Annotated in this window: 13 protein-coding genes and 1 pseudogene; 7 read left to right on the top strand and 7 right to left on the bottom strand. The window is 36.0% G+C overall.

Annotated features, from left to right (window positions below; all coding sequences use genetic code 11):
* Positions 1-77: 77 nt before the first annotated feature.
* The 4 genes from P5P87_RS21180 to P5P87_RS21165 all read right to left on the bottom strand — a co-directional run bounded on the left by P5P87_RS21180 (position 78) and on the right by P5P87_RS21165 (position 6385).
* Positions 78-1340 carry a RagB/SusD family nutrient uptake outer membrane protein gene (locus tag P5P87_RS21180; RefSeq protein WP_278020525.1) on the bottom strand — a complete coding sequence of 421 codons (1263 nt, stop codon included), beginning with the start codon at positions 1338-1340 and terminating at the stop codon, positions 78-80.
* Between the two features lie 20 nt (positions 1341-1360).
* Positions 1361-2200: a SusC/RagA family TonB-linked outer membrane protein gene (locus P5P87_RS21175; RefSeq protein WP_278020524.1), complete on the bottom strand. Its 840-nt coding sequence runs from the start codon at positions 2198-2200 to the stop codon at positions 1361-1363.
* Positions 2201-2222: 22 nt separating this feature from the next.
* Positions 2223-4589, bottom strand: coding sequence for a SusC/RagA family TonB-linked outer membrane protein (locus P5P87_RS21170; RefSeq protein WP_278020523.1), 2367 nt, complete (start codon positions 4587-4589; stop codon positions 2223-2225).
* Between the two features lie 629 nt (positions 4590-5218).
* Complete coding sequence (locus tag P5P87_RS21165; RefSeq protein ID WP_278020522.1) at positions 5219-6385, bottom strand: MFS transporter; 1167 nt, start codon at positions 6383-6385, stop codon at positions 5219-5221.
* Between the two features lie 103 nt (positions 6386-6488).
* On the opposite strand from P5P87_RS21165, the gene P5P87_RS21160 reads away from it, so the two are divergent.
* The 7 genes and pseudogenes from P5P87_RS21160 to P5P87_RS21130 all read left to right on the top strand — a co-directional run bounded on the left by P5P87_RS21160 (position 6489) and on the right by P5P87_RS21130 (position 14152).
* Positions 6489-7322, top strand: a complete 834-nt coding sequence (locus P5P87_RS21160) for an AraC family transcriptional regulator (protein ID WP_278020521.1) — start codon at positions 6489-6491, stop codon at positions 7320-7322.
* 69 nt (positions 7323-7391) lie between these two features.
* Positions 7392-7751 (top strand): hypothetical protein, encoded by a 360-nt coding sequence (locus P5P87_RS21155; RefSeq protein WP_278020520.1) that lies wholly within the window; start codon positions 7392-7394, stop codon positions 7749-7751.
* A gap of 97 nt (positions 7752-7848) precedes the next feature.
* Positions 7849-8106 carry a hypothetical protein gene (locus P5P87_RS21150; protein WP_278020519.1) on the top strand — a complete coding sequence of 86 codons (258 nt, stop codon included), beginning with the start codon at positions 7849-7851 and terminating at the stop codon, positions 8104-8106.
* Positions 8084-8380, top strand: coding sequence for a DUF3347 domain-containing protein (locus tag P5P87_RS21145; RefSeq protein ID WP_278020518.1), 297 nt, complete (start codon positions 8084-8086; stop codon positions 8378-8380). The genes P5P87_RS21150 and P5P87_RS21145 overlap by 23 nt, the downstream gene beginning before the upstream one ends.
* A gap of 2 nt (positions 8381-8382) precedes the next feature.
* Positions 8383-8943, top strand: a complete 561-nt coding sequence (locus P5P87_RS21140; protein WP_278020517.1) for a helix-turn-helix domain-containing protein — start codon at positions 8383-8385, stop codon at positions 8941-8943.
* 427 nt (positions 8944-9370) lie between these two features.
* A pseudogene (locus P5P87_RS21135) lies at positions 9371-11904 on the top strand (heavy metal translocating P-type ATPase).
* A 4-nt stretch (positions 11905-11908) separates the two neighbouring features.
* On the top strand, positions 11909-14152 hold the full coding sequence (locus tag P5P87_RS21130; protein ID WP_278020516.1) for a multicopper oxidase family protein: 2244 nt from the start codon (positions 11909-11911) through the stop codon (positions 14150-14152).
* A gap of 320 nt (positions 14153-14472) precedes the next feature.
* Here the strand turns inward: P5P87_RS21130 and P5P87_RS21125 are convergent, their stop codons facing one another.
* Genes P5P87_RS21125 through P5P87_RS21115 form a run of 3 tightly spaced genes read right to left on the bottom strand, consistent with a single transcriptional unit; the run spans position 14473 to position 21656 of the window.
* A complete protein-coding gene (locus P5P87_RS21125) occupies positions 14473-18600 on the bottom strand; it encodes a T9SS type B sorting domain-containing protein (protein ID WP_278020515.1) in 4128 nt (1375 codons plus the stop codon).
* Entirely contained in the window at positions 18551-21304 is a 2754-nt protein-coding gene (locus P5P87_RS21120; protein ID WP_278020514.1) for an Ig-like domain-containing protein, read from the bottom strand. The genes P5P87_RS21125 and P5P87_RS21120 overlap by 50 nt, the downstream gene beginning before the upstream one ends.
* Complete coding sequence (locus tag P5P87_RS21115; RefSeq protein ID WP_278020513.1) at positions 21249-21656, bottom strand: hypothetical protein; 408 nt, start codon at positions 21654-21656, stop codon at positions 21249-21251. The genes P5P87_RS21120 and P5P87_RS21115 overlap by 56 nt, the downstream gene beginning before the upstream one ends.
* Positions 21657-21811: the final 155 nt, after the last annotated feature.

The raw sequence follows: 21811 nt of genomic DNA, 5'->3' as shown, positions 1-21811 counted from the left end.
TTTTCATTCTGAGATGCTTGCTGGAAATGCTCTTCTTCTAATTTCTTTTAAATATGGAGCAGCCGCTGCTGGACCTTCTAACTCATTTGCTCGCTTCTGCTTGCTATTAAAAGAACTTCGGCGTATCGCATATAAATTTTATTCACTCCATCATCATTTGTTGATGTCACAAAGCGAGTCATCCATTCGTATCTATATTTTCCAAAATACCAAGTATTTAATGCCCCTAATTCTTGCTTAGCAACATTATTTACCGCTGTACCATATTTATAAGGAACACATGTTACATCTCTTCTTGTATCTTCTTGATCATAATCATAAAAAACAGTAGGAAGTGGTCCTGCAGTTCCTCCACGATTCGCTCCATTTGCATGAAACTGGTCGTTTGTAGTATGTTTTACAGCAAAAGTAAACAACATACGCCCTCTACCATCTGAAAAAGGTATTTCCCATAGAGATTCTCCGCCTGCAACAATATATTCTTGATTGTATTTTTTCCAGAATGTTTCAAATGAAGACTCTAAATGTGCAGAACCGCTTGCAATAACAGAACGAGATTCTGCCAATGCTAGAACATACATATTTGCAACAGACAATTCAGGATCTGTACTTCTTCTAATACCGTCAGGATATTGCTGGTAACCGCTGGCAGCCAATGCCAAACGAGCGCGGAATCCTTTTACGAACGCTTTATTAATTCTTTCTACACTACTTGTTGCTGCGCTTCCACCTGGCCAAGGCACTAATGTTGCGACTTCTCCTAAATCGGCAATAATCTGCTTGTAAATCACATCACGGCTTGATTTCGACACATATAAAGTTTCGTTATTTAACGGTTCAAATCTTGCCGGCACATCTCCCCATGCTTTTACTAAATCGGCATAATAAATAGCTCTTAGAGTTAATGCCTCACCTAATAAATATCCTAGCTCCGATCCAGGAGTTGGATTTCCGTAAGTACGCAAACCTCTAATAGCAATATTAGCACGTTCAATACCTGAGTACATCATTGCCCACGCATTATTAGTTGTATTCATTTGAGAATTAATCGATTGCGCATCATAAGTACACAAATCTGACGCATCACTTACAGTTTGAGAAGAGTTATACCATTCTGTATCTGTATTCAAACCATAAAAAGGAAGATAACGGCCTCTATATGAATTCGTTTCTGCAAAAGGAATTTTTATTCCATCAATTGCGCCTTCAGCCAATCCTGGATTAGAAAAAATAACTGACTCATCTAATGTTGATTTTGCTGGGGCATCTAAGTAATCATCTGAGCAAGAAGTAAAAAAGCTTGCAACAAACATTCCTGCTATTAATATTTTATGTTTCATCTTGTGAAAATTTAACTGAATTAGAAATTAAGGTTTAAACCAAATATCATCTGTCTACTTCTTGGATAAGCTGAATAATCAACTCCTGGAGTATACGGTGTCGCTCTTCTAGTTGAAGCTTCTGGATCTTGACCTGAGTACTTAGTCCAAACAAAAACATTACTAGCTGTTAAGTAAAATCTTAACTTAGAAATTCCTAGAGCAGAAGTTAGCGCATCTGGCGTAGTGTAACCTAAACTTAAATTGTTAAGTCTTAAGAAAGACCCATCTTCAACAGACCAATCAGTAAAAACATAACGAGGCATGTATGGAGACCACATTGTAGTATTGGCATTTAAAGCAGTTAACTGAGCAGGATCGGTTACTAGTTGTCCTGTATTAGGATCAAGATTTGTCCATCTTTTTCCATCTGCCATTTCAGAACCTAAATTTCTATATTGTCCGTTAGGAACTGAAGTAGAAAATTCTGTTTTATTTCCGTTGTATACATCGTTTCCAATACTCCAGTTAAAAGCTGCAGAAAGATCAAATCCGTAAGCATTAGCATTTAACACCATACCTCCAGTGCTTTTTGGATTCGCATTTCCTATAACAGTAAGATCTTTACTATCTACAACATTGTCACCATTAATATCTTTTAATTTCATAGCACCTGGCTTCATTGGGCCAACGACAGTTTTAGCATCTGCAACTCCTGTTTTTAAAGTATAAGTTCCTGCATTATAATCAAAGTCTGAAACTTCATAACGTCCATCACTTTTATATCCATACATAATCCCTAGAGGTTGTCCTACGTTTACAAGATAATCTGCTGTGATTGAAGAAGAAGCCCATCCACTTGACCATGTAAAATCTTTCATTACACCAAGAGAATTAATTCTGTTAGTATTGAAAGCAGCTGTTAAATGATACGCTTACTCCATATTTAGGTCTTTCAATTAAGTTAAGGTTTAAAGTTGCCTCTACACCACTGTTTTGAATTTCACCCATATTTCTATACTGATAGTCATAACCTCCAGAAATTGGAAAATTCATTAGCAAGTCTTTTGTTTTGTTTTTATAAAACTCAACAGATCCTGTTACCTTATTTTTGAAAAGATCGTAATCTAAACCAATATTTTGCGTTACAGTAGTTTCCCATTTCAAATCTGGATTAGCCATTGTTTTTGAAGTCGCCCAATAGCTATCTACTCCATTAATCCATGTAGATGTAGTAGATGCAAAACTTTGAACCATTTGTCCTGTCGGAATATTATTGTTTCCTGCTTCACCATAACTTACTCTTAATTTAAGCAAATTAACCCATGAAGCATTTTTCATAAATTCTTCTCCCGAAATTTTCCAAGCTGCTGCTGCTGCTGGGAAAAATCCCCATTTATTACTTCCTAAGAACTTACTTGAACCATCGGCACGATAAGTCGCTGTTAAAAGATAACGGTCTTTGTAATCATAATTTGCACGTCCGAAGAAAGAAAGTAATTTATCATCTGGGAAATAGAAATTATCAACTGAAACTGGCGTTCCTTGTGTAGTTAATTTTTTTGCTTCATCTAATTCAAAAGATAATGGAAATCCGTGAATTGTACTTGTCAAATCATTTCTATTATAATTAATAGACTCTTCTCCTAAAAGTAATTTTAAGCTATGATCTTCTCCCATTATTTTTTTCAAATCATAGTTAAGAGTATTTGCATTTCTAAAGCGAGTATCTTTTCTATCTGACATTATCAATGCAGGCATACCTTGTCTTTCGGCTGCAGGATTATTTTTTACATAATACGTTGTGCGGCCGTAGAAACGATAATCTTGGAAGTTGTAATTATCTAAACCTAATTCTGTTTTGAATATTAAATCTGAAGTAAGTTTCCAAGAAAAACTTCCCAATGTATTAAAGTTCTTTCTAAACTGCTGGCGGTTGTTATCTGTAATAGCAACAAAAGGATGTGTTAAGTTGTTAGCAACCGCTTCGTCTGTATCGTCTGTCGTTAAACCTGGAATAGGAATTGGTGCATAACCCACAATATTTTTTAAACGAGAATCTGCAGAAGAAGCTTCATTTTGCTCATTCATACCGGCACCGTTAATTTCAGTATCAGAGTAACGTACTGTAAAACTTAAATCTACTTTATCAGAAGCTTTACTATTTAAAGCAAGAGATAAATTGTTTCTTTTAAAATCTGATCCAAGCATAATTGCTTTTTCATCATAATGTGCATAATTGAAGTTATAGTTCATTTTATCACTTCCACCACGAATAGATAAATCACGGCTTTGCACTTCTCCGGTACGTCCAAAAACTTGCTTTTGCCAGTTATTGCCTTTCATACCTTTGTACATATCATAATCCTGCCAATTACCAAAATACTTAGTATAAGAACTTGGATTACTCAAAATAGTTTTATCGCTTTGATCTAGTAAAGCATACTCATACTGCCATTTTACGTAATCTTCTGGAGATGTAACATCGATAGTATTAGCCAACTTTTTCATTCCGTAGAACATATTATAATTAACTGCTATTTTACCATCTTTACCTTTTTTAGTTGTAACGATAATAACTCCATAAGCACCTCTAGAACCATAGATTGCAGTAGATGATGCATCTTTCAAAACTGTCATCGTTTCAATGTCAGAAGAAGAAATATCATTGATATTATTTACCGGAAATCCATCTACGATATATAATGGAGAAGCATCTTGACTTAAAGATCCATTTCCTCGAATTCTTATCTGAACGTTTGAATCTGGAGAACCTTCAGAACTGCTTACCGATACTCCAGCAATACGTCCTGTTAATGCCTCAGCTACGTTTGGCACTGGAATTTTACGAACTTCACTTCCAGAAAATGTAGCAACTGCTCCAGTCAAATCAGATTTCTTAGATGTTCCATATCCAATTACAACAACTTCATTTAAGTTATTAGAATCTTCAGACATTGTTGCATTTACTTTTGTTTTTCCGTCTGCAGAAATGTCAATGCTTTTAAATCCTATGAAAGAAAAGCTTAAGACTGCTTTCGGATTAGTAAGCTTTAATTTGTAATGCCCGTCAAAATCGGTAGAAGTTCCGTTCTTAGTTCCTTTTTCTAAGACGTTTACCCCAGGAAGAGAAAGTCCCGCGGCATCCTTCACGGTTCCCTCTATCGTTGTGCCCTGCGCGTGTATTTGACTACCGATCAATAAGCACAGTAAGAAAACAAGTTTAAAGCAAAAGTTTGCTCCTTTGTTTAATAATTCTTTAAAGTTCATGGTTGATTGTTTAAGTTATTAAATGGTTTTTCTTTGTGGTTTAAGTGGTTTTTTGTGGTTACTTTCAATTCATTTATGGTTAATTTTTGTGGTTTTTATTTTAACAGTATTTTATTTATCACCGAAGTAAATCTTTATTCTTGCACATTTTACTTCTCTTTTACTTAATCGTTTTCGAACTATGCAAAAAAAGTTGTAATCGATTACACAAACATAGATATTTTTTTTAAACGAAAAATAAAATTTCCCAAAAATTTCATAAAAAAAATTACATATTAGAAATTTTATTGCTTTTTTATGTAACATATGTAATTTATATCAATATAAAATATTAATAATATTATTATTAATCGTTCATTTGATTCGATTTTTACAAAAAAAACAATCGATTACATGAATATAAATTACAAAATTTATTATGTGTTGGTTTTACACTTAAAAAGTTAAAAAGATCCTAAAAAAATTTAAATACAGAATAAAGATGAGATTTATTTTAAAGAGTATTTTCTGACTATAGAAGTAAAATCATTTGCTCATGAAAAGACATTCTTAAGCTAATTGATTCATTGAAGACATAAAAAAAGCCCTTAAACAAACGTTAAGGGCCTTAAAAAGAATATATTTTAAAGTTATGCGACTTGTACGTGCACTTGTTTTTGATGTAACCTCATCAATATAAATGTAATCACCATTCCGGTCATAGCCATTGCAATACCTATAAGATTAGGCGAAGCAAAATTATAACCAGTCGCTAAAGGCAGTCCTCCTAAGAAAGCTCCTAAAGCATTCCCGATATTAAAACTTCCTTGAAGCGCTGCTGATGCAATCATCTCTGCATCTTTGGCTGTCTTAATCATAAGCATCTGAATTGGCGCAATAACAGAGAAAGAAATTGCTCCTGTTAAGAATGTCAAAAACAATGAAATATATTGATTGAAAGAGAAAAAGTAAACCATCAACAAATCAAGTACCATTACAAATAGTAACGCTAGTACGGTTGGTGCTGGCGAATATTTATCTGCCAATTTTCCTCCGACAAAATTACCGACAACCATTCCTAATCCTGCTAAGATTAAAATTGTAGAAACATCTTCCGGTGAAAATTTCGATACATTAATTAATAAAGGAGCAATATAACTGATCCAAGCAAAAAGACCTCCAAAACCAATTGCCGTAATTCCGATAATTAACCATGCTTCTGTTTTCTTAAAAAACTGAAGTTGTGTTTTCATATTCACGCTTTCACCTTTTTCAAGATTCGGCATCCATAAATAAATTGCCAAAAAGGTCAACAAACCAACAATCGCAATTAATACAAAGGTATAACGCCAAATAAAATGGTGACCTATATAAGTACCAATTGGCACACCTATTAAATTAGCAATCGTTAAACCAGCAAACATTATAGAAATTGCCTGCGCTTCTTTTCCTTTGTCTGCCAAACGGCTTGCGACTACCGCTCCCACTCCAAAGAATGCTCCGTGCGGCAATCCAGATAAAAATCGAGAAGCAAATAGAACATTATAATCAGGAGCTATAATTGATAATGCATTAAAAACTGCCAGCATTAAAGCCAAAATTAAAAGCATTTTTTTAGGCGCATAATTTCTTCCTGCGATTACTAATAAAGGCGCTCCAATAACAACTCCAAGTGCATAAGACGAAATTAAATATCCAGCAACCGGAATCGAGACTTTCATATCTGAAGCAATATCTGGGAGTAATCCCATCATTACAAATTCTGTAATACCAATAGTTAACCCTCCTAAAGAGAGTGCAATAAGACTTTTTTTCATTTTGATTTATTGTAGAAAGGAATAGATTTCTACGATGCAAAATTAACACCGTTAACCTTTAAAAAAATTGTAAATTTGTGACATAAAATTGTACATTTAAGTTATGCCTAAATTAAATCAGTTTAAAACACTTGTTCTTGATGAATTTGAAGAAGAGAAATTTCATCTTCCTCCACATACCCATACCTATTATGAAATCATTTATATAAAGAAAGGGAGTGGCATTCATCATTTGAATAACAATCTCCTTTCATACAAAGCTGGAGACTTATTTGTGATTTCGCCAGACGACGAACATTATTTCGATATAAAGAAAAGTACACGATTCATTTTTATCAAATTCACTGATAATTATTTCAATTCCAAACAAAATCTAACTTGTGATGAATTTCTCGTAAATACTCCCGAAAGTTTCATGCGAGATAAAATCTTAAAAGAAACGGTTTTAAAGTTTGATGAACCTTGCAAAACGATCTTGAAAAATACGGTTGAAAACATTGTAACATACGATCGCTATATTGACGTTACTTCTTCTCCAATTGTTTTCTATCAGATTCTTTCCATTTTTGGCTTAATTAAAGAAACGATTCGCGGTATGAATCTACAGATGCAATCGACACATTTGGATAATGAGCAAATTGCCAATTATATTCATCAAAATATATATCAGCCAAAACTAGTTCAAGTAAAAGTCATTGCAGAACATTTTAATATTGCCCAAACTTATTTTAGTGCTTATTTTAAAAGAACTTTCAGCATAAGTTATCGCGAATACATCCATAATTTGAGAACGACTTTAATCGAAAAAAGATTTCATAACAATCAATTGCCGATTAAACAAATTGCGTACGAATTTGGCTTTACAGACGAAAGTCATTTGACGAATTATTTCAAAAAACGTAAAAACATGAAACCGACTGATTTTAAGAAACTGTAGTTAGCGAAATCTTAAAAAGTGATTTCCTCACGCATTTTTATCTAAATTTGTACCTCAAAAACAATTTCTTTGAAACAGAAAACCCACATAATATTGCTTTTTATAACACTTAGTTTCTTTTTGAATCCGAGTTATACCTACGCATGTAATATCGGGAATCACAAAGAAATTGCTTCTAAAGAAGAAAACAGCTGTTCTAAAAAATGTCGCGAAAAGAAAACTTCAAAACAAGAAAAACACAATTGTGATGGAAAATGCAGTCATTCTGGCTGTACAACTTCTGCATTACAATTCGTTATTTTAACTTCAACCGATCTTGATTTGCAAAATGACGTTTTCAATTTTTCTTTAAAAAACGCAATTTCATCTTACAGTAATTCTACTATTTCTGCGGGATTTACTTCTATTTGGCTGAAGCCGAAAATATAATTATCGCATTTATGACAGCCCATATTGGGCCTTTTTTTAAACGAAATTTTTAATTAATTTTAAAGGAAAATAAATCCTTTACCAAATATTATATACAATGAAAAAATCAATCATAGCTTTAGCAACTGTACTAACCGCATTAATTAGTGCAAACAATATTCAGGCAAATACAATAAAATTAGAATCAGGAACGACAGAAGTCGTTGACACAAATCAGCTTCAATCTGTATATGACGCTTATTTTGATGTTAAAGATGCACTTATAAAAAGTGATAGCAAATTGACTTCGGCAAAAGCAAGCAACATTATTGACTGCTATTACTGCCGTAAAAATGGACAAATTAAAAAGCAATGAACATACGGTTTGGATGAAAGTGGTAAAGAAATTAACTGCTGACGCTAAAAGTATTTCAGCTACAACAGATCTTAAAAAGCAACGTGAAACTTTTAAATCTTTATCTAAAAACACTTACGATTTAATAAAAGTTTCTAATCCAGAACAGCCAATCTACAAACAATATTGCCCAATGGCAGACGCTGATTGGTTAAGTAAAGAAAAAGCAGTTAAAAACCCTTATTATGGTTCTTCGATGCTGACTTGCGGAAATGTAGTAGAAACGATCAAATAAATATGAAGCTTTACATCAAAAATATGGTGTGCAGCCGATGCAAAATGGTAGTGAAGTCTGAGTTCGAAAAACTCGGACTTCAACCTATTTCTGTAGAATTAGGAGAAGTTGAACTACAGGAAGAAATCAACGATTTGCAAAAAGAAATTTTATTAGAGAACCTGCAATCTTTGGGTTTTGATCTACTCGATGATAAAAAAACAAAAACAGTCGAAAGAATAAAAAACCTGATTGTAGATTTGGTTCATCATAAAAACAATGATTTAAAAATCAACCTATCAGAATATCTCGCAGAAAATTTAAATCAAGATTATAATTCATTAAGCAATTTATTTTCTGAAATCGAAAACACAACAATCGAAAAGTATTTCATAAGCCAGAAAATCGAAAAAGTAAAAGAATTATTGATTTACAATGAGCTTTCCTTAAGCGAAATTGCAGATATTCTAAATTACAGCAACGTAGCACATTTGAGTAATCAGTTCAAAAAAATTACGGGCTACACTCCTACTTCATTTAAACAATTGAAAGATAATAAGCGTATTCAGATTGAGAATATTTAATCTCTCGCAAAGTCGCAGAGGCGCAAAGTTTTTTTGTCTCCCGCAGATTCAGCAGATTTAGCAGATAAATTAATTGTAAGTATTAAAATTTAAATCTGTTAAATCTGCTGAATCTGCGGGAGATTATTTTTTAATTATCTTATTAATTATAAAACTTCGCGTCTCTGCGTCTTTGCGAGATTAATATCAACTTTAAAAAAAAATCTGTGTTAATCTTTTTAATCTGTGGCTAACTTTTTATACACAAAGCTTTGAGAACTCTCTAATCTTTAAACAAACAAAACTTAATGCACTTTGCGTAAATTCTTTGCGCTCTTTGCGTTAAAAAACAGCATTTAGTAAATCTTACAAATCATTCCCAAAATTCTACAAACCGAACTCACAGATAGTTCAGAAATTTGCATTGTAATACTTAAAAACCAATACAATGACTCATCAATATATAATTTCAGGAATGTCGTGCAACGGATGTCGAACTAAAGTCGAAAAAACTCTAAACGAAGTTGAAGGCGTTCAGGCAGAAGTGACTTTGAATCCGCCAATGGCTACGATCACAATGGAGAAACATGTTCCGACAGAAAAATTTCAAGAAGTTTTAGTCTGCCGGAAATTATAGTATTGAAATGGATTCTCCTAAAAATCACGGCGAAGCTAAATCTTGCTGTTCTGGCCATAAAAAAGAGAATCACAACCATAATCATCATAAAACAGAAACTAAAAAAGTACACGTGCACAGTGCAAATGGCGTTTATTATTGCCCAATGCATTGCGAAGGCGACAAAACATATAACAAACCCGGAGACTGTCCCGTTTGCGGAATGGATTTAGTACCTCAAGTTGCTATAACGTCCACACAATTTACGTGTCCGATGCATCCAGAAATCGTTTCGAACGAACCTGGCGACTGTCCGATTTGCGGAATGGATCTGGTTCCAATTCAAGCTTCAGAAAGTGAGGAAAATAAAACTTACACTGATTTATTGAAGAAAATGAAAATCGCGATTTTGTTTACACTTCCAATTTTCATCATTTCAATGTCAGAAATGATTCCGAATAATCCGCTATACAATATAATGTCTATCGAAAAATGGAACTGGGTTCAGTTTCTATTTTCACTTCCTGTTTTATTTTATGCTGGCTGGATGTTTTTTGTTCGTGCCTACAAATCTATTGTGACATGGAATTTAAATATGTTTACACTAATCGGAATTGGAACAAGTGTTGCCTTTCTATTTAGTATTGTCGGAATGTTTTTTCCTGATATTTTTCCATCCGAATTCAAATCACATCACGGAACCATTCATTTGTATTTTGAAGCCACAACTGTAATTATCACCTTAGTTTTATTAGGACAATTATTGGAAGCCAAAGCCCACGGACAAACTAATGGTGCAATTAAAGAACTATTAAAATTAGCGCCAACTGAAGCGACTTTAGTTGAAAACGGAATTGACAAAGTAATTTCTATTCATAACATTAAAAAGGGCGATTTACTTCGTGTAAAACCAGGAGAAAAAATTCCGGTTGACGGAAAAATAACTACTGGCGAAAGTAGTATCGATGAGTCAATGATAACTGGAGAACCAATTCCTGTTGATAAAAAAACAGGCGATGCTGTAATTTCAGGAACTATAAACGGTACAAAGTCATTTGTAATGATTGCTGAAAAAGTGGGGTCAGAAACCATGCTTTCTCAGATTATTCAAATGGTAAATGACGCAAGCAGATCTCGCGCTCCAATTCAGAAATTAGCCGATCGCGTTTCTAAATATTTTGTTCCAACCGTTGTTATTATTTCGGTTTTAACCTTTTTTGCTTGGGCAAAATTCGGACCTGAACCCGCTTATGTTTACGGATTAATTAATGCAATTGCTGTTTTAATTATTGCCTGTCCTTGTGCGCTTGGGTTGGCAACTCCCATGTCGGTTATGGTTGGGATCGGTAAAGGAGCACAAAACGGAATCCTGATCAAAAATGCTGAAGCTCTAGAGAACATGAATAAAATTGATGTTTTAATCACCGACAAAACAGGAACCATTACAGAAGGAAAACCATCTGTAGAAAAAGTCTATTCGGTTACTAATGAGGAAGATTTTCTGCTTCAAAATATTGCTTCTTTAAATCAGCACAGCGAGCATCCTTTAGCGCAAGCCGTAGTCAATTTCTCGAAAGTAAAAAATAGTGCTTTAAAAGAAGTTCAAGGTTTTGAAACTATTGCAGGAAAAGGTGTTTTAGGAACAATCGAAAACAAGAAAGTAGCTTTAGGAAATAAAAAATTAATGGACGAAATCGGTGCTTCTGTTTCTTCTGATTTAGAACAAAAAGTAACTGTTGAACAAAATTTAGGAAAAACTATTTCGTACATCGCAATTGAAAATGTTGTTTTAGGTTATGTTGCCATTACTGATGCCATTAAAGAAAACAGTGCTAAAGCGATCAAAGAATTAATCGATCAAGGCGTTGAGGTTATCATGATGACGGGAGATAACCACAATACAGCAAAAGCAGTTGCTGAACATTTGCATTTGAGTTCGTTTAAAGCAGATTGTCTTCCACAAGATAAATTAAAAGAAATTGAACGTCTTCAAGCTCAAGGAAAAATTGTTGCCATGGCGGGAGACGGAATCAATGATGCACCTGCTTTGGCTCAATCTAACATCGGAATTGCTATGGGAACAGGAACAGATGTTGCAATCGAAAGCGCCAAAATCACTTTGGTTAAAGGCGATTTAAACGGAATTGTAAAAGCTAAAAACCTCAGCCATGCTGTAATGTCAAATATCAAACAGAATTTATTCTTTGCTTTTATATATAATACTTTGGGCGTTCCAATTGCGAGCAGGAATTTTATATCCGTTTTTAGGGATATTGCTTTCTCCAATGTTGGCTGCTGTTGCCATGAGTTTAAGTTCTGTATCTGTAATTGTAAATGCGTTGCGATTGAGAAATTTAAAATTATAAGCTAATGATTAAGATCAAATATATACTTATACTATTTTTAATCGCTTTTCAGCTAAAGGCGCAAAAAGTAGTACGTTATGATTTGCATGTTCGCGATACGATTGTAAATTTTTCGGGTAAAGAAAAACGTGCGATTGCGGTAAACGGACAAATTCCGATGCCGACGCTAACTTTTACTGAAGGCGATATTGCAGAAATTTATGTTCATAACGAACTCAAAAAAGAAACGACTTCAATGCATTGGCACGGATTATTTCTGCCAAATAAAGAAGATGGTGTTCCGTACCTAACTCAAATGCCAATTGAGCCTGGAACAACTCATAAATATACTTTTCCGATTATTCAGAATGGAACTTATTGGTATCATAGCCATTCTGGTTTGCAGGAACAAATTGGTTTATACGGACTTTTTATCATCAACAAGAAAAAAGACGATTCAACTATTAGAAAAGGCATTGACGATTTACCTACTATTCCAGTTATTTTAAGCGAATGGTCAGATTTAAAACCAGAGAATATTCAGCGAATGCTTCATAATGCAAATGATTGGTTTGCGATTAAAAAAGGAACAACACAAAGTTATGCCGAGGCTATAAAAAAAGGACATTTTTCGACCAAAGTAACCAACGAATGGAAACGAATGAACGCCATGGATGTCAGTGATGTTTATTATGAAAAGTTTCTGCTTAATGGGAAAAATGAGCAACAGCTTTCTGATTTTAAACCAGGCTCTAAAGTCCGCTTACGAATTGCCAACGGAGGCGCATCAAGTTATTTTTGGCTGACTTATGGCGGAGGAAAAATCACCGTTGTTGCCAGTGACGGAAACGATGTCGAACCAGTAGAAGTTGATTGCTTGATTATTGCGGTTTCTGAAACTTATGATGTTGTCATTACAATTCCTGAAGACAATAAATCTTTTGCTTTTTTGGCTACAGCCGAAGACAGAACGGGATCTGCTTCTTTATTTTTAGGAAATGGCGAAAAACAGCCTGTTCATCATCTTTCGAAATTAAAATATTTTGAAGGCATGAAAATGATGAATGATATGATGAAGATGAACGGCGAAATGAACGATATGGGTATGAATATGTCTCTGAACAAAATGGACATGAACGCCGTAATGTATCCAGAAATTTCGGGGGAAGATGAAAATGCAAAACCTGCAATGGATCATTCGAATCATAATATGGAAGAGATGAAAATGAAAAGTGACAGCACAGAAACTTCTGAAATCGTGACTTTAAATTACGGAATGCTGAAATCTCCTTTTAAAACCAATCTTCCGAAAGATGCACCTGTCAAAGAATTACGTTTTACGCTTTCTGGAAATATGAATCGTTATGTTTGGAGTTTGGATAATAAAGTGGTTTCTGAAACCGATAAAATTTTAATTAAAAAGGGAGAAAACGTCCGCATTGTTTTATATAATGGTTCGATGATGCGCCACCCAATGCATTTACATGGACATGATTTTAGAATTTTAAATGAACACGGAGATTATTCTCCACTTAAAAATGTAATTGACATTATGCCAATGGAAACCGATACGATCGAGTTTCAGGCAAATGCTGATGGCGACTGGTTCTTTCACTGCCATATTTTATATCATATGATGGCTGGAATGGGAAGGATTTTTAGTTATGAAAATTCAGCGCCAAATCCGCTAATTCATCATCCAGAAATGGCTTTTAAAATGCTGAAAATGGACGACAGAATGTTTCATTTTAGAGCAGAAAATGATTTTGCATCTAATGGAAACGACGGTGAAGCAATGTTCAGCAATACCAGATGGAGTATTGGAACCGAATGGAGATTGGGTTATAATAACGAACATGGTTACGAAACTGAAACTCACATTGGAAGATATATTGGAAAAAATCAGTGGCTGATGCCTTTTATTGGTTTTGACTGGCGATACCGAAGAATGGGAATAGACGAACAGGAACAAAATCTTTTCGGACAGAAAAATACCAAAGATAATCGTTCGGTTTTTAGCGCTGGTCTTGAATATACTTTGCCAATGCTCATAAAAGCGCAAGTCGAAGTATATACAGATGGAAATGTCCGCCTGCAATTTGAACGAAAAGACATTCCTCTTTCAAAACGTCTTCGTATGAATTTAATGTGGAATACCGATAAAGAATATATGGCTGGTTTAAAATATATTGTTGCCCGAAACTTCGGAATCACAACACATTACGATAGTGATATGGGTATTGGATTTGGAGTGAATTTGAATTATTAATTATAAAAACATTAACTTTTTTGTAAGAATCAACTCAACGAAATCTTTCTATATTTGACTACCAATTATAATCTCTAACACAAAAAACATTTAATTAAAATGACAAAAGTTATTACAGTAATGACAGCAGACTTTATTCTCAATTGGCGTAATGGCTCAAGAAACAAAACCTGCTACAAAAGAAAAAGCAAAAAAAGAATCTTGCTCGCAAAAAAACAGCAGATAAAAAAGATAAAAAATCTTGTTGCGTTAAAAAATAATTGAAAATCATATTTTATAAAAAGGGCCTTAAAAATTTAAGGCCCTTTTTATAATCAAAATTATTGAGTGCTTACATATAAATATCCTGATTTTTTAATTTGTTTCCCATTATTCTCATATTCTAAAATATAGAAATAAGTTCCTGTAGGAATCATGTCTTTCTTTAAAACAGTAGCACGTCCAGAAGAAAAGCCATCAAAAGGATCAGTAATATTATCGTACCCTTTTTTACTGTAAATCAGCACACCATATCGGTTATAAATCTCAACTGTATTATTTGGAAAACAATCAATATTCTTAATTACAAATGTATCATTTATACCATCTCCATTTGGAGACAAAGCATTATAAATAGTTTCCATACAAGAAACATTGACCTTTTGACTAAATACATTTTTATTGCCACATTCGTCGACTGCTGTCCAAGTTCTTTCCAACGAATATCTACCGCTGCAATCACCATCTGTTTTTTCTTCATTATATGTTACTGTTGCTATACTACAATTATCAGTTGCTGTAAGAATTACTGGGTCAGGAATAGTATCACAATCTGCATTTATAACAGCAGGTGGTAATGCTTCTGTAAATACGGGAGCTGTTCTATCATTTACTGTAATGACCTCCGTACATTTTGAACTGTTTAAAATTGTATTTTCTCCTGCATCATGTATACCATTATTATTATCATCTGCATATTCCGTAATTGTATAAGTTCGTACTACATTAGTATTACATCCTTGATTCTGACTATTTTCTGCTGTAATATCAATGATTCCACAATTATTGGTGATTTTTCCATTTCTATTTCCTAATGCTTGAAACTGAGCAATTGTTAAACTCGTTGCTGTTGGCAATTCATCAGCACAAGAAACAGTTTGAGCTGGGAAAGTCGGACAAACAACATCAAAAACACAGCAATTAGGCGAAACACCTGCTACATTCAGAGTATTGCATTTGTACTGATCTTGTATATTTACATTATAATCTGTACCACCACTTATAACATTTGAAGTCCAATTATTACCCGACCACGTTCCTGGAGCACCTGTTCCTACAACTGTAAATGGTGCTTTTCCAGATACCGATAAAGTAACTACATATTCGGGTTTATTAGTCAAACAAGTTGCTTTTTCTGGTTCTTCTAATACAATTGTATTAATAACTATTTTCTGTTCGGCAGTAGAAATATTTCCGTTTCCGTCATTAAATGTCCAGATTACCAATGTTGTTCCTTCTTCAGTCACTGGAAACGTCGTTGTTGTTGTTCCAGTAATAATTCCCGCGCAATTATCAACTGCAGTTGGTGCCTCTAAAGTTACAGAACATTGATCTGTAATATCTACCAAAACAGGTGCTACAGGTGCTGTAACATCTTTAATAATAACATTCTGAACCGCCGTTTCAATGTTTCCGTTTCCGTCATCAAATGTCCAGGTCACTTCTGTCGTGCCCTGTGCCGCGATTGGGAAACTTGTTAAAGTGGTTCCTGTAACCGTTCCAGCGCAGTTGTCTGTAGTGGTCGGAGGTGTTATTGAAGCCACTTCGCATTCCGCTGCAACAGGATCCAAAACAGGTTTTGCAGGTTTGGTGGTGTCTTTAATGACCACTTGCTGAACAGCTGTTTCAACATTTCCGTTGCCGTCATCAAATGTCCAGGTCACTTCTGTCGTGCCCTGCGCCGTGATTGGGAAACTTGTTAAAGTGGTTCCCGTAACCGTTCCAGCGCAGTTGTCTGTAGTGGTCGGAGGTGTTATTGAAGCCACTTCGCATTCCGCCGTAACAGGATCCAAAACAGGTTTTGCAGGTTTTGTGATGTCTTTAATGACCACTTCCTGAACCGCAGTTTCAATATTTCCGTTCCCGTCATCAAATGTCCAAGTGACTTCTGTCGTTCCTTGTGCTGTGATTGGGAACCCTGCTAAAGTGGTTCCCGCAATTGTTCCAGCGCAGTTGTCAATCGTGGTCGGAGGTGCTATTGAAGCCACTTCGCATTCCGCTGTAACAGGATCCAAAATAGGTTTTGCAGGTTTTGTAATGTCTTTAATGACCACTTCCTGAATGGCCGTTTCAATGTTTCCGTTCCCGTCATCAAATGTCCAGGTCACTTCTGTTGTGCCCTGCGCCGTGATTGGGAAACTTGTTAAAGTGGTTCCCGCAATTGTTCCAGCGCAGTTGTCAGTCGTGGTCGGAGGTGCTATTGTAGCCACTTCGCATTCGGCTGTAACAGGATCCAAAACAGGTTTTGCAGGTTTCGTGATGTCTTTAATGATGACTTCCTGAACCGCTGTCTCAATATTTCCGTTCCCGTCATCAAATGTCCAGGTCACTTCTGTTGTGCCCTGCGTCGTGATTGGGAACCCCGCTAAAGTGGTTCCCGTAACCGTTCCCGCGCAGTTGTCTGTCGTGGTCGGAGGTGTTATTGAAGCCACTTCGCATTCCGCCGTAACAGGATCCAAAACAGGTTTTGCAGGTTTGGTGATGTCTTTAATGACCACTTCCTGAACCGCTGTCTCAATATTTCCGTTCCCGTCATCAAATGTCCAGGTCACTTCTGTTGTGCCCTGCGCCGTGATTGGGAAACTTGTCAAAGTGGTTCCCATCACCAATCCTTTACAGTTGTCCGTAGCAATTGGAGGTGTTATTGTTGCGACCTCGCATTCGGCGGTAACAGGATTCAGAATTGGTGCAACAGGTTTGGTGATGTCTTTAATGACCACTTCCTGAATCGCCGTTTCAATGTTTCCGTTCCCGTCATCAAACGTCCAAGTGACTTCTGTCGTGCCCTGTGCTGTGATTGGGAAACCTGTTAAAGTGGTTCCCATCACCGTTCCCGCGCAGTTGTCTGTAGTGGTCGGAGCTGTTATTGTAGCCACTTCGCATTCCGCTGCAACAGGATCCAAAACAGGTTTTGCAGGTTTGGTGGTGTCTTTAATGACCACTTGCTGAACAGCTGTTTCAACATTTCCGTTGCCGTCATCAAATGTCCAGGTCACTTCTGTTGTGCCCTGCGCCGTGATTGGGAACCCCGCTAAAGTGGTTCCCGTAACCGTTCCAGCGCAGTTGTCTGTCGTGGTCGGAGGAATTATTGAAGCCGCTTCGCATTCCGCTGCAACAGGATCCAAAACAGGTTTTGCAGGTTTGGTGGTGTCTTTAATGACCACTTCCTGAATGGCCGTTTCAATGTTTCCGTTCCCGTCATCAAATGTCCAGGTCACTTCTGTTGTGCCCTGCGCCGTGATTGGGAAATTTGCCAAAGTTGTTCCTGTAACCGTTCCAGCGCAGTTGTCTGTAGTGGTCGGAGGTGCTATTGAAGCCACTTCGCATTCCGCCGTAACAGGATCCAAAACAGGTTTTGCAGGTTTGGTGATGTCTTTTATGACCACTTCCTGAACCGCTGTTTCAATGTTTCCGTTTCCGTCATCAAATGTCCAAGTGACTTCTGTTGTGCCTTGTGCCGTGATTGGGAAACCTGCTAAAGTGGTTCCCGTAACTGTTCCGGCGCAGTTGTCTGTCGTTGTCGGAGGTGCTATTGAAACCACTTCGCATTCGGCTGTAACAGGATCTAAAATAGGTTTTGCAGGTTTGGTTATGTCTTTGATATTTACTGTTTGTATTACTGTTTGGGTAAAACCTCCACCATAATCAAATGTCCAGGTCACTTCTGTTATTCCCTGAGTCGTAATTGGAAAGCTTGTTGGAGTTGTTGCAGTTATTATTCCCGCACATAGGTCAGTCAAAGTTGGAACTGCTGGCGATGCAGAACATTCTTCAATTATATCTGGAAGTGCAGCTGGTAAAACTGTAGCGTTGATTGTTATATCTGTTGAAACGGTATTAGAGCAAGTTCCATCACTAAAGACATAAGAGATTGTATGCATTCCTACTGTTGAAGATGCTAAATTAATTTCTCCTGTTGCGACATCAATTGTTAAACCTGCATCACTGTTAAAAGTTCCTCCTACTGTTCCCGTTAAAGTTACGGCAGCGCTGCCACGATTACAATACACACTATTGCTATACGAAATTGTAGCTACTGGCAATTGATTTACATTAACTGTTACTTCCTTCGCTGGTGGTGGAAGCGCACAAACACCATCACCTTCAACTGTGACATAATAGGTTGTTGTAACATTTGGTTTAACATCTATTGTTTCGACATTGCTTATTAAATTTTCTAAAGCAAGCATCTGTATACCATGTAAAAATTGGATTCGTTAAAGGACTCGAGGCTGTCAAGGTCGCTGTTTCTCCTTGACAAATAGTTTCGTCTGAAACCACTATATCAGCAACTGTTGCTAAAGGCTTAACTGTTACTGTTACCGCTTTACGATTTCCAGCTTCGTTTACACAAAGATCACTGCCTTCAACTCCTACATAATAAGTTGTTGTGGATGTTGGACTAACTACAAGATTATCATCAACAGCTAACACGGATGCTGATGATAAATTACTATCATACCATGTAAAAATCGGATTTGAAATATTGGGCGCTAAAGCTTCCAAAAGAATTCCTGTTTCGTTTGGACAAATTGACCTGTCTTCAGTAATAATTTCCGAAACATCTGTTCGCGGACTTACAGTAACTGTAAAATGAGCTGTTTCGTCAGTACCACAGCCACTTGCTATTGCAGTAATAACCGCTGTACCATTAAAGGAAGAATTCCAATTTACTATTCCCGCTGTAATTGTTCCTGCTTCGAGAGGAGAAATGCTGTAATTAATAGCTGTAGCATTTACTGCTGTAGCAGTATAATCAGATTGCTGAGCACTAACAGATTGACATATTACGCTAGGACTTAAAGCATTAAAAATTGGTGTCTGTACCTCTGGAAGAGTATTTACTGTTACAATTGTTGAACCATTTATCACGCAGCCCGCCGTACTGTTGATCGTAACTTTGTACTCTCCATTATTTGCTGTTGTCAAATTTGGAATATCCAGTATATTCCCTGTAACTGTAGAATTATTTGGCAGTGTCCATACAATACTGCTAACAGGCCCTACAGCGACAGTGGAAAAATGAAGTGAAGCACCACTGCAATAAGTATTATCTCCAAAAATAACATCTGTTAATTGAGCGAGAGTCGCTAATTTAAAAGACTGCACTACCTCATAACAAAGCGTTTTTGCCTTTATATCATAATTTCCCGCAGTTAATCCTGTAAAAACTGCAGATGTTTGTCCTGTTGCCGGAAAATTTGCATCTGTATCTTTTTTTATGTAATAAGTTATTGTTCCCGCAGCATTATTAATTTTTACGGTCAAATTTCCTGTTGTATTTCCAGGACAGATAACTCCTCCTGACTGTGAAAGATCAAAAGCAGGAAAATCTTGTGTAACTGTTAACGGTACGGGTGTTGTATTTTCAAATACTTCTGAAGGGAGTAATAAACGGTTGTCTGATTTCCTGCTTAATGCGATCTGATAATCCCCTGGCAAATCTGCCGTAAAAGTAAAAGGAATCACTAGATTGCCTCTTAGAACAAAATTACCATCAATACTAACAAAAGTACTAGCCCCAGCAGGTGCACTGAGAATTCTAGGAGTAGCATAATCATATCCGTAAACACTCTGTAAAGGTCCTGACGTATCAAACATCTTTCCAACAGCTGTAATCTTAACTTCACCTTTCTTAATATATCGGTCGCAGGCTATGGTACTTGGAACAGAAGTTATATTTTGAAGTCGCACACTCACAATATAACTATTTAAAACAATATCATAGTCAGCTGTAAAACACTGAGAATCTCTTATTCTTATTTTATATGTTCCTGGTGTTAGATTATTTCCCAGGCCAATATTATAAGATCCCGTTGTTGGTGTTACGGTTAGATTAATATTCGTGGGCCCACTGATTGTCTCAACATAAACAGGTGCTATAAGTCCAAGAGCACTTGTCAAATTATTTATTACGAGAGCACATTTCCCAATGTTTTTACCACTTAAACCATCTGTAAAAGTTATTTTGTCCTTAGTTAATATCGGAGTAAAATAAGCAGGATCTATATACAAATTATTAGGGTCTGTCTGAGAAGGAGGTTTAGGGGTAGTTGTGGAGGAAGTACTGTTTCTAAATAAATAAGATGGCAGTAAAGCTCCAGTACCATCTTTTACGACGACAGTATAGGTTTTGCCTATATCTACCTTAAATTTAAAATTTTGAGGTAGTACATAATGCTGTGTATTTGAAGTTCCATTTTCTGTAATATCCAGCGTAATAGGCTGACATCCTCCTGATTGAAAAGTACTTGTCCAGATTTCAACTTGGCTTGGCGGGGCACAAGCGGCGGGAGTACTGTCATCATAAATTGTAAAACCTGTGAACGTAAAGGGTTTTATTTTAAATTCATTATAAGCGACTAAATCTAATTGGTTTGTCTTAGTAATACCACAAATCGTAACCGAAACTTTTATTAATCCCCATTTGCTCCGATCATTAGGAAGTACATAACTAGTACTAGTGCTCACTTGACCACTAGTTAAATTATCATAAACATCATATCCGCCAGACGCATTTTGTATTTCTACTTTATAAATAGGATTTCTTCCTCCATAAAATGTTGGCCCTCCAGTTGGAGTTGTTATGTCTGTTATGGTGTTTGTACCGGTCATAAATGCGATATTGGTAATAGAAGCCGATACAATTCCTGAACAAACATCACCTGGCGTATTATAAACCACATTAAAATAAGACGTAGTTGGTTGCGGATTAACCGTTCCTAAAGTAAAATCCGAATAAATCACATTGGACTGTACTACTATAGTATTTGGCGCATATACCACTGTACCACAAGCATCTGTCCCCCTTAAGGTATAAGTTCCTGCTGCAACTCCATCAAAAATTGCAGTTGTAGATGATCCAGTTGTTTGCTTTTGCTTGCACAACAACATTACTTGAGTTTAACAATTCTACATTATACGGCTTATTACCTCCAGACAATGAACCAGTTACCCTTCCTAATGGATCTGTACCACCGCAGTAAGCATATCTAGTAGCGTAATAGGCTGTAAAGCTGGGAGAAGTTGTAACATATTGGTTGGCAACTGCAATAGTTGAAGAAGAGGAAACAAAATTAGCACCATTATAATATCCATAATAATAATTCCCTGGAGCCAAAAAGGAAAAAACCGGAGAAGTACTGCTGATAACATCAGCAGCTGTGTAAGGAGATTTTGCAATACCATAGATAATGGGCTCTGGTATGCCTGATGCTGTTAACTCTATTTTTCCATTAGCGAGCACAAGTTGATGGTGTTGCAACAGCCGTAACGGTTTGAGAATACAGCTTTGTTAAACCAATAAAAGAAATTAATAAAAATAGAGTAGCCTTTGTTCTCATAAATATGTATTTATTAAAAACAAATATTTACAACAGCTCAATGTGTTATAAAATCAAT

The organism is Flavobacterium ginsengisoli (genome assembly GCF_029625315.1).
Classification (GTDB): Bacteria; Bacteroidota; Bacteroidia; order Flavobacteriales; family Flavobacteriaceae; genus Flavobacterium; species Flavobacterium ginsengisoli.
Note: the sequence above shows the minus strand (reverse complement) of the source record. Positions and strands in the feature narration are given on the sequence as shown.

Excerpts from the sequence above, each read along its gene's own strand:
- P5P87_RS21180 (WP_278020525.1), bottom strand. The coding sequence starts at position 1,340 with ATGAAACATAAAATATTAATAGCAGGAATGTTTGTTGCAAGCTTTTTT.
- P5P87_RS21175 (WP_278020524.1), bottom strand. The coding sequence starts at position 2,200 with ATGAAAGATTTTACATGGTCAAGTGGATGGGCTTCTTCTTCAATCACA.
- P5P87_RS21170 (WP_278020523.1), bottom strand. The coding sequence starts at position 4,589 with ATGAACTTTAAAGAATTATTAAACAAAGGAGCAAACTTTTGCTTTAAA.
- P5P87_RS21165 (WP_278020522.1), bottom strand. The coding sequence starts at position 6,385 with ATGAAAAAAAGTCTTATTGCACTCTCTTTAGGAGGGTTAACTATTGGT.
- P5P87_RS21160 (WP_278020521.1), top strand. The coding sequence starts at position 6,489 with ATGCCTAAATTAAATCAGTTTAAAACACTTGTTCTTGATGAATTTGAA.
- P5P87_RS21150 (WP_278020519.1), top strand. The coding sequence starts at position 7,849 with ATGAAAAAATCAATCATAGCTTTAGCAACTGTACTAACCGCATTAATT.
- P5P87_RS21145 (WP_278020518.1), top strand. The coding sequence starts at position 8,084 with ATGGACAAATTAAAAAGCAATGAACATACGGTTTGGATGAAAGTGGTA.
- P5P87_RS21140 (WP_278020517.1), top strand. The coding sequence starts at position 8,383 with ATGAAGCTTTACATCAAAAATATGGTGTGCAGCCGATGCAAAATGGTA.
- P5P87_RS21130 (WP_278020516.1), top strand. The coding sequence starts at position 11,909 with ATGATTAAGATCAAATATATACTTATACTATTTTTAATCGCTTTTCAG.
- P5P87_RS21125 (WP_278020515.1), bottom strand. The coding sequence starts at position 18,600 with ATGCTTGCTTTAGAAAATTTAATAAGCAATGTCGAAACAATAGATGTT.
- P5P87_RS21120 (WP_278020514.1), bottom strand. The coding sequence starts at position 21,304 with ATGTTGTTGTGCAAGCAAAAGCAAACAACTGGATCATCTACAACTGCA.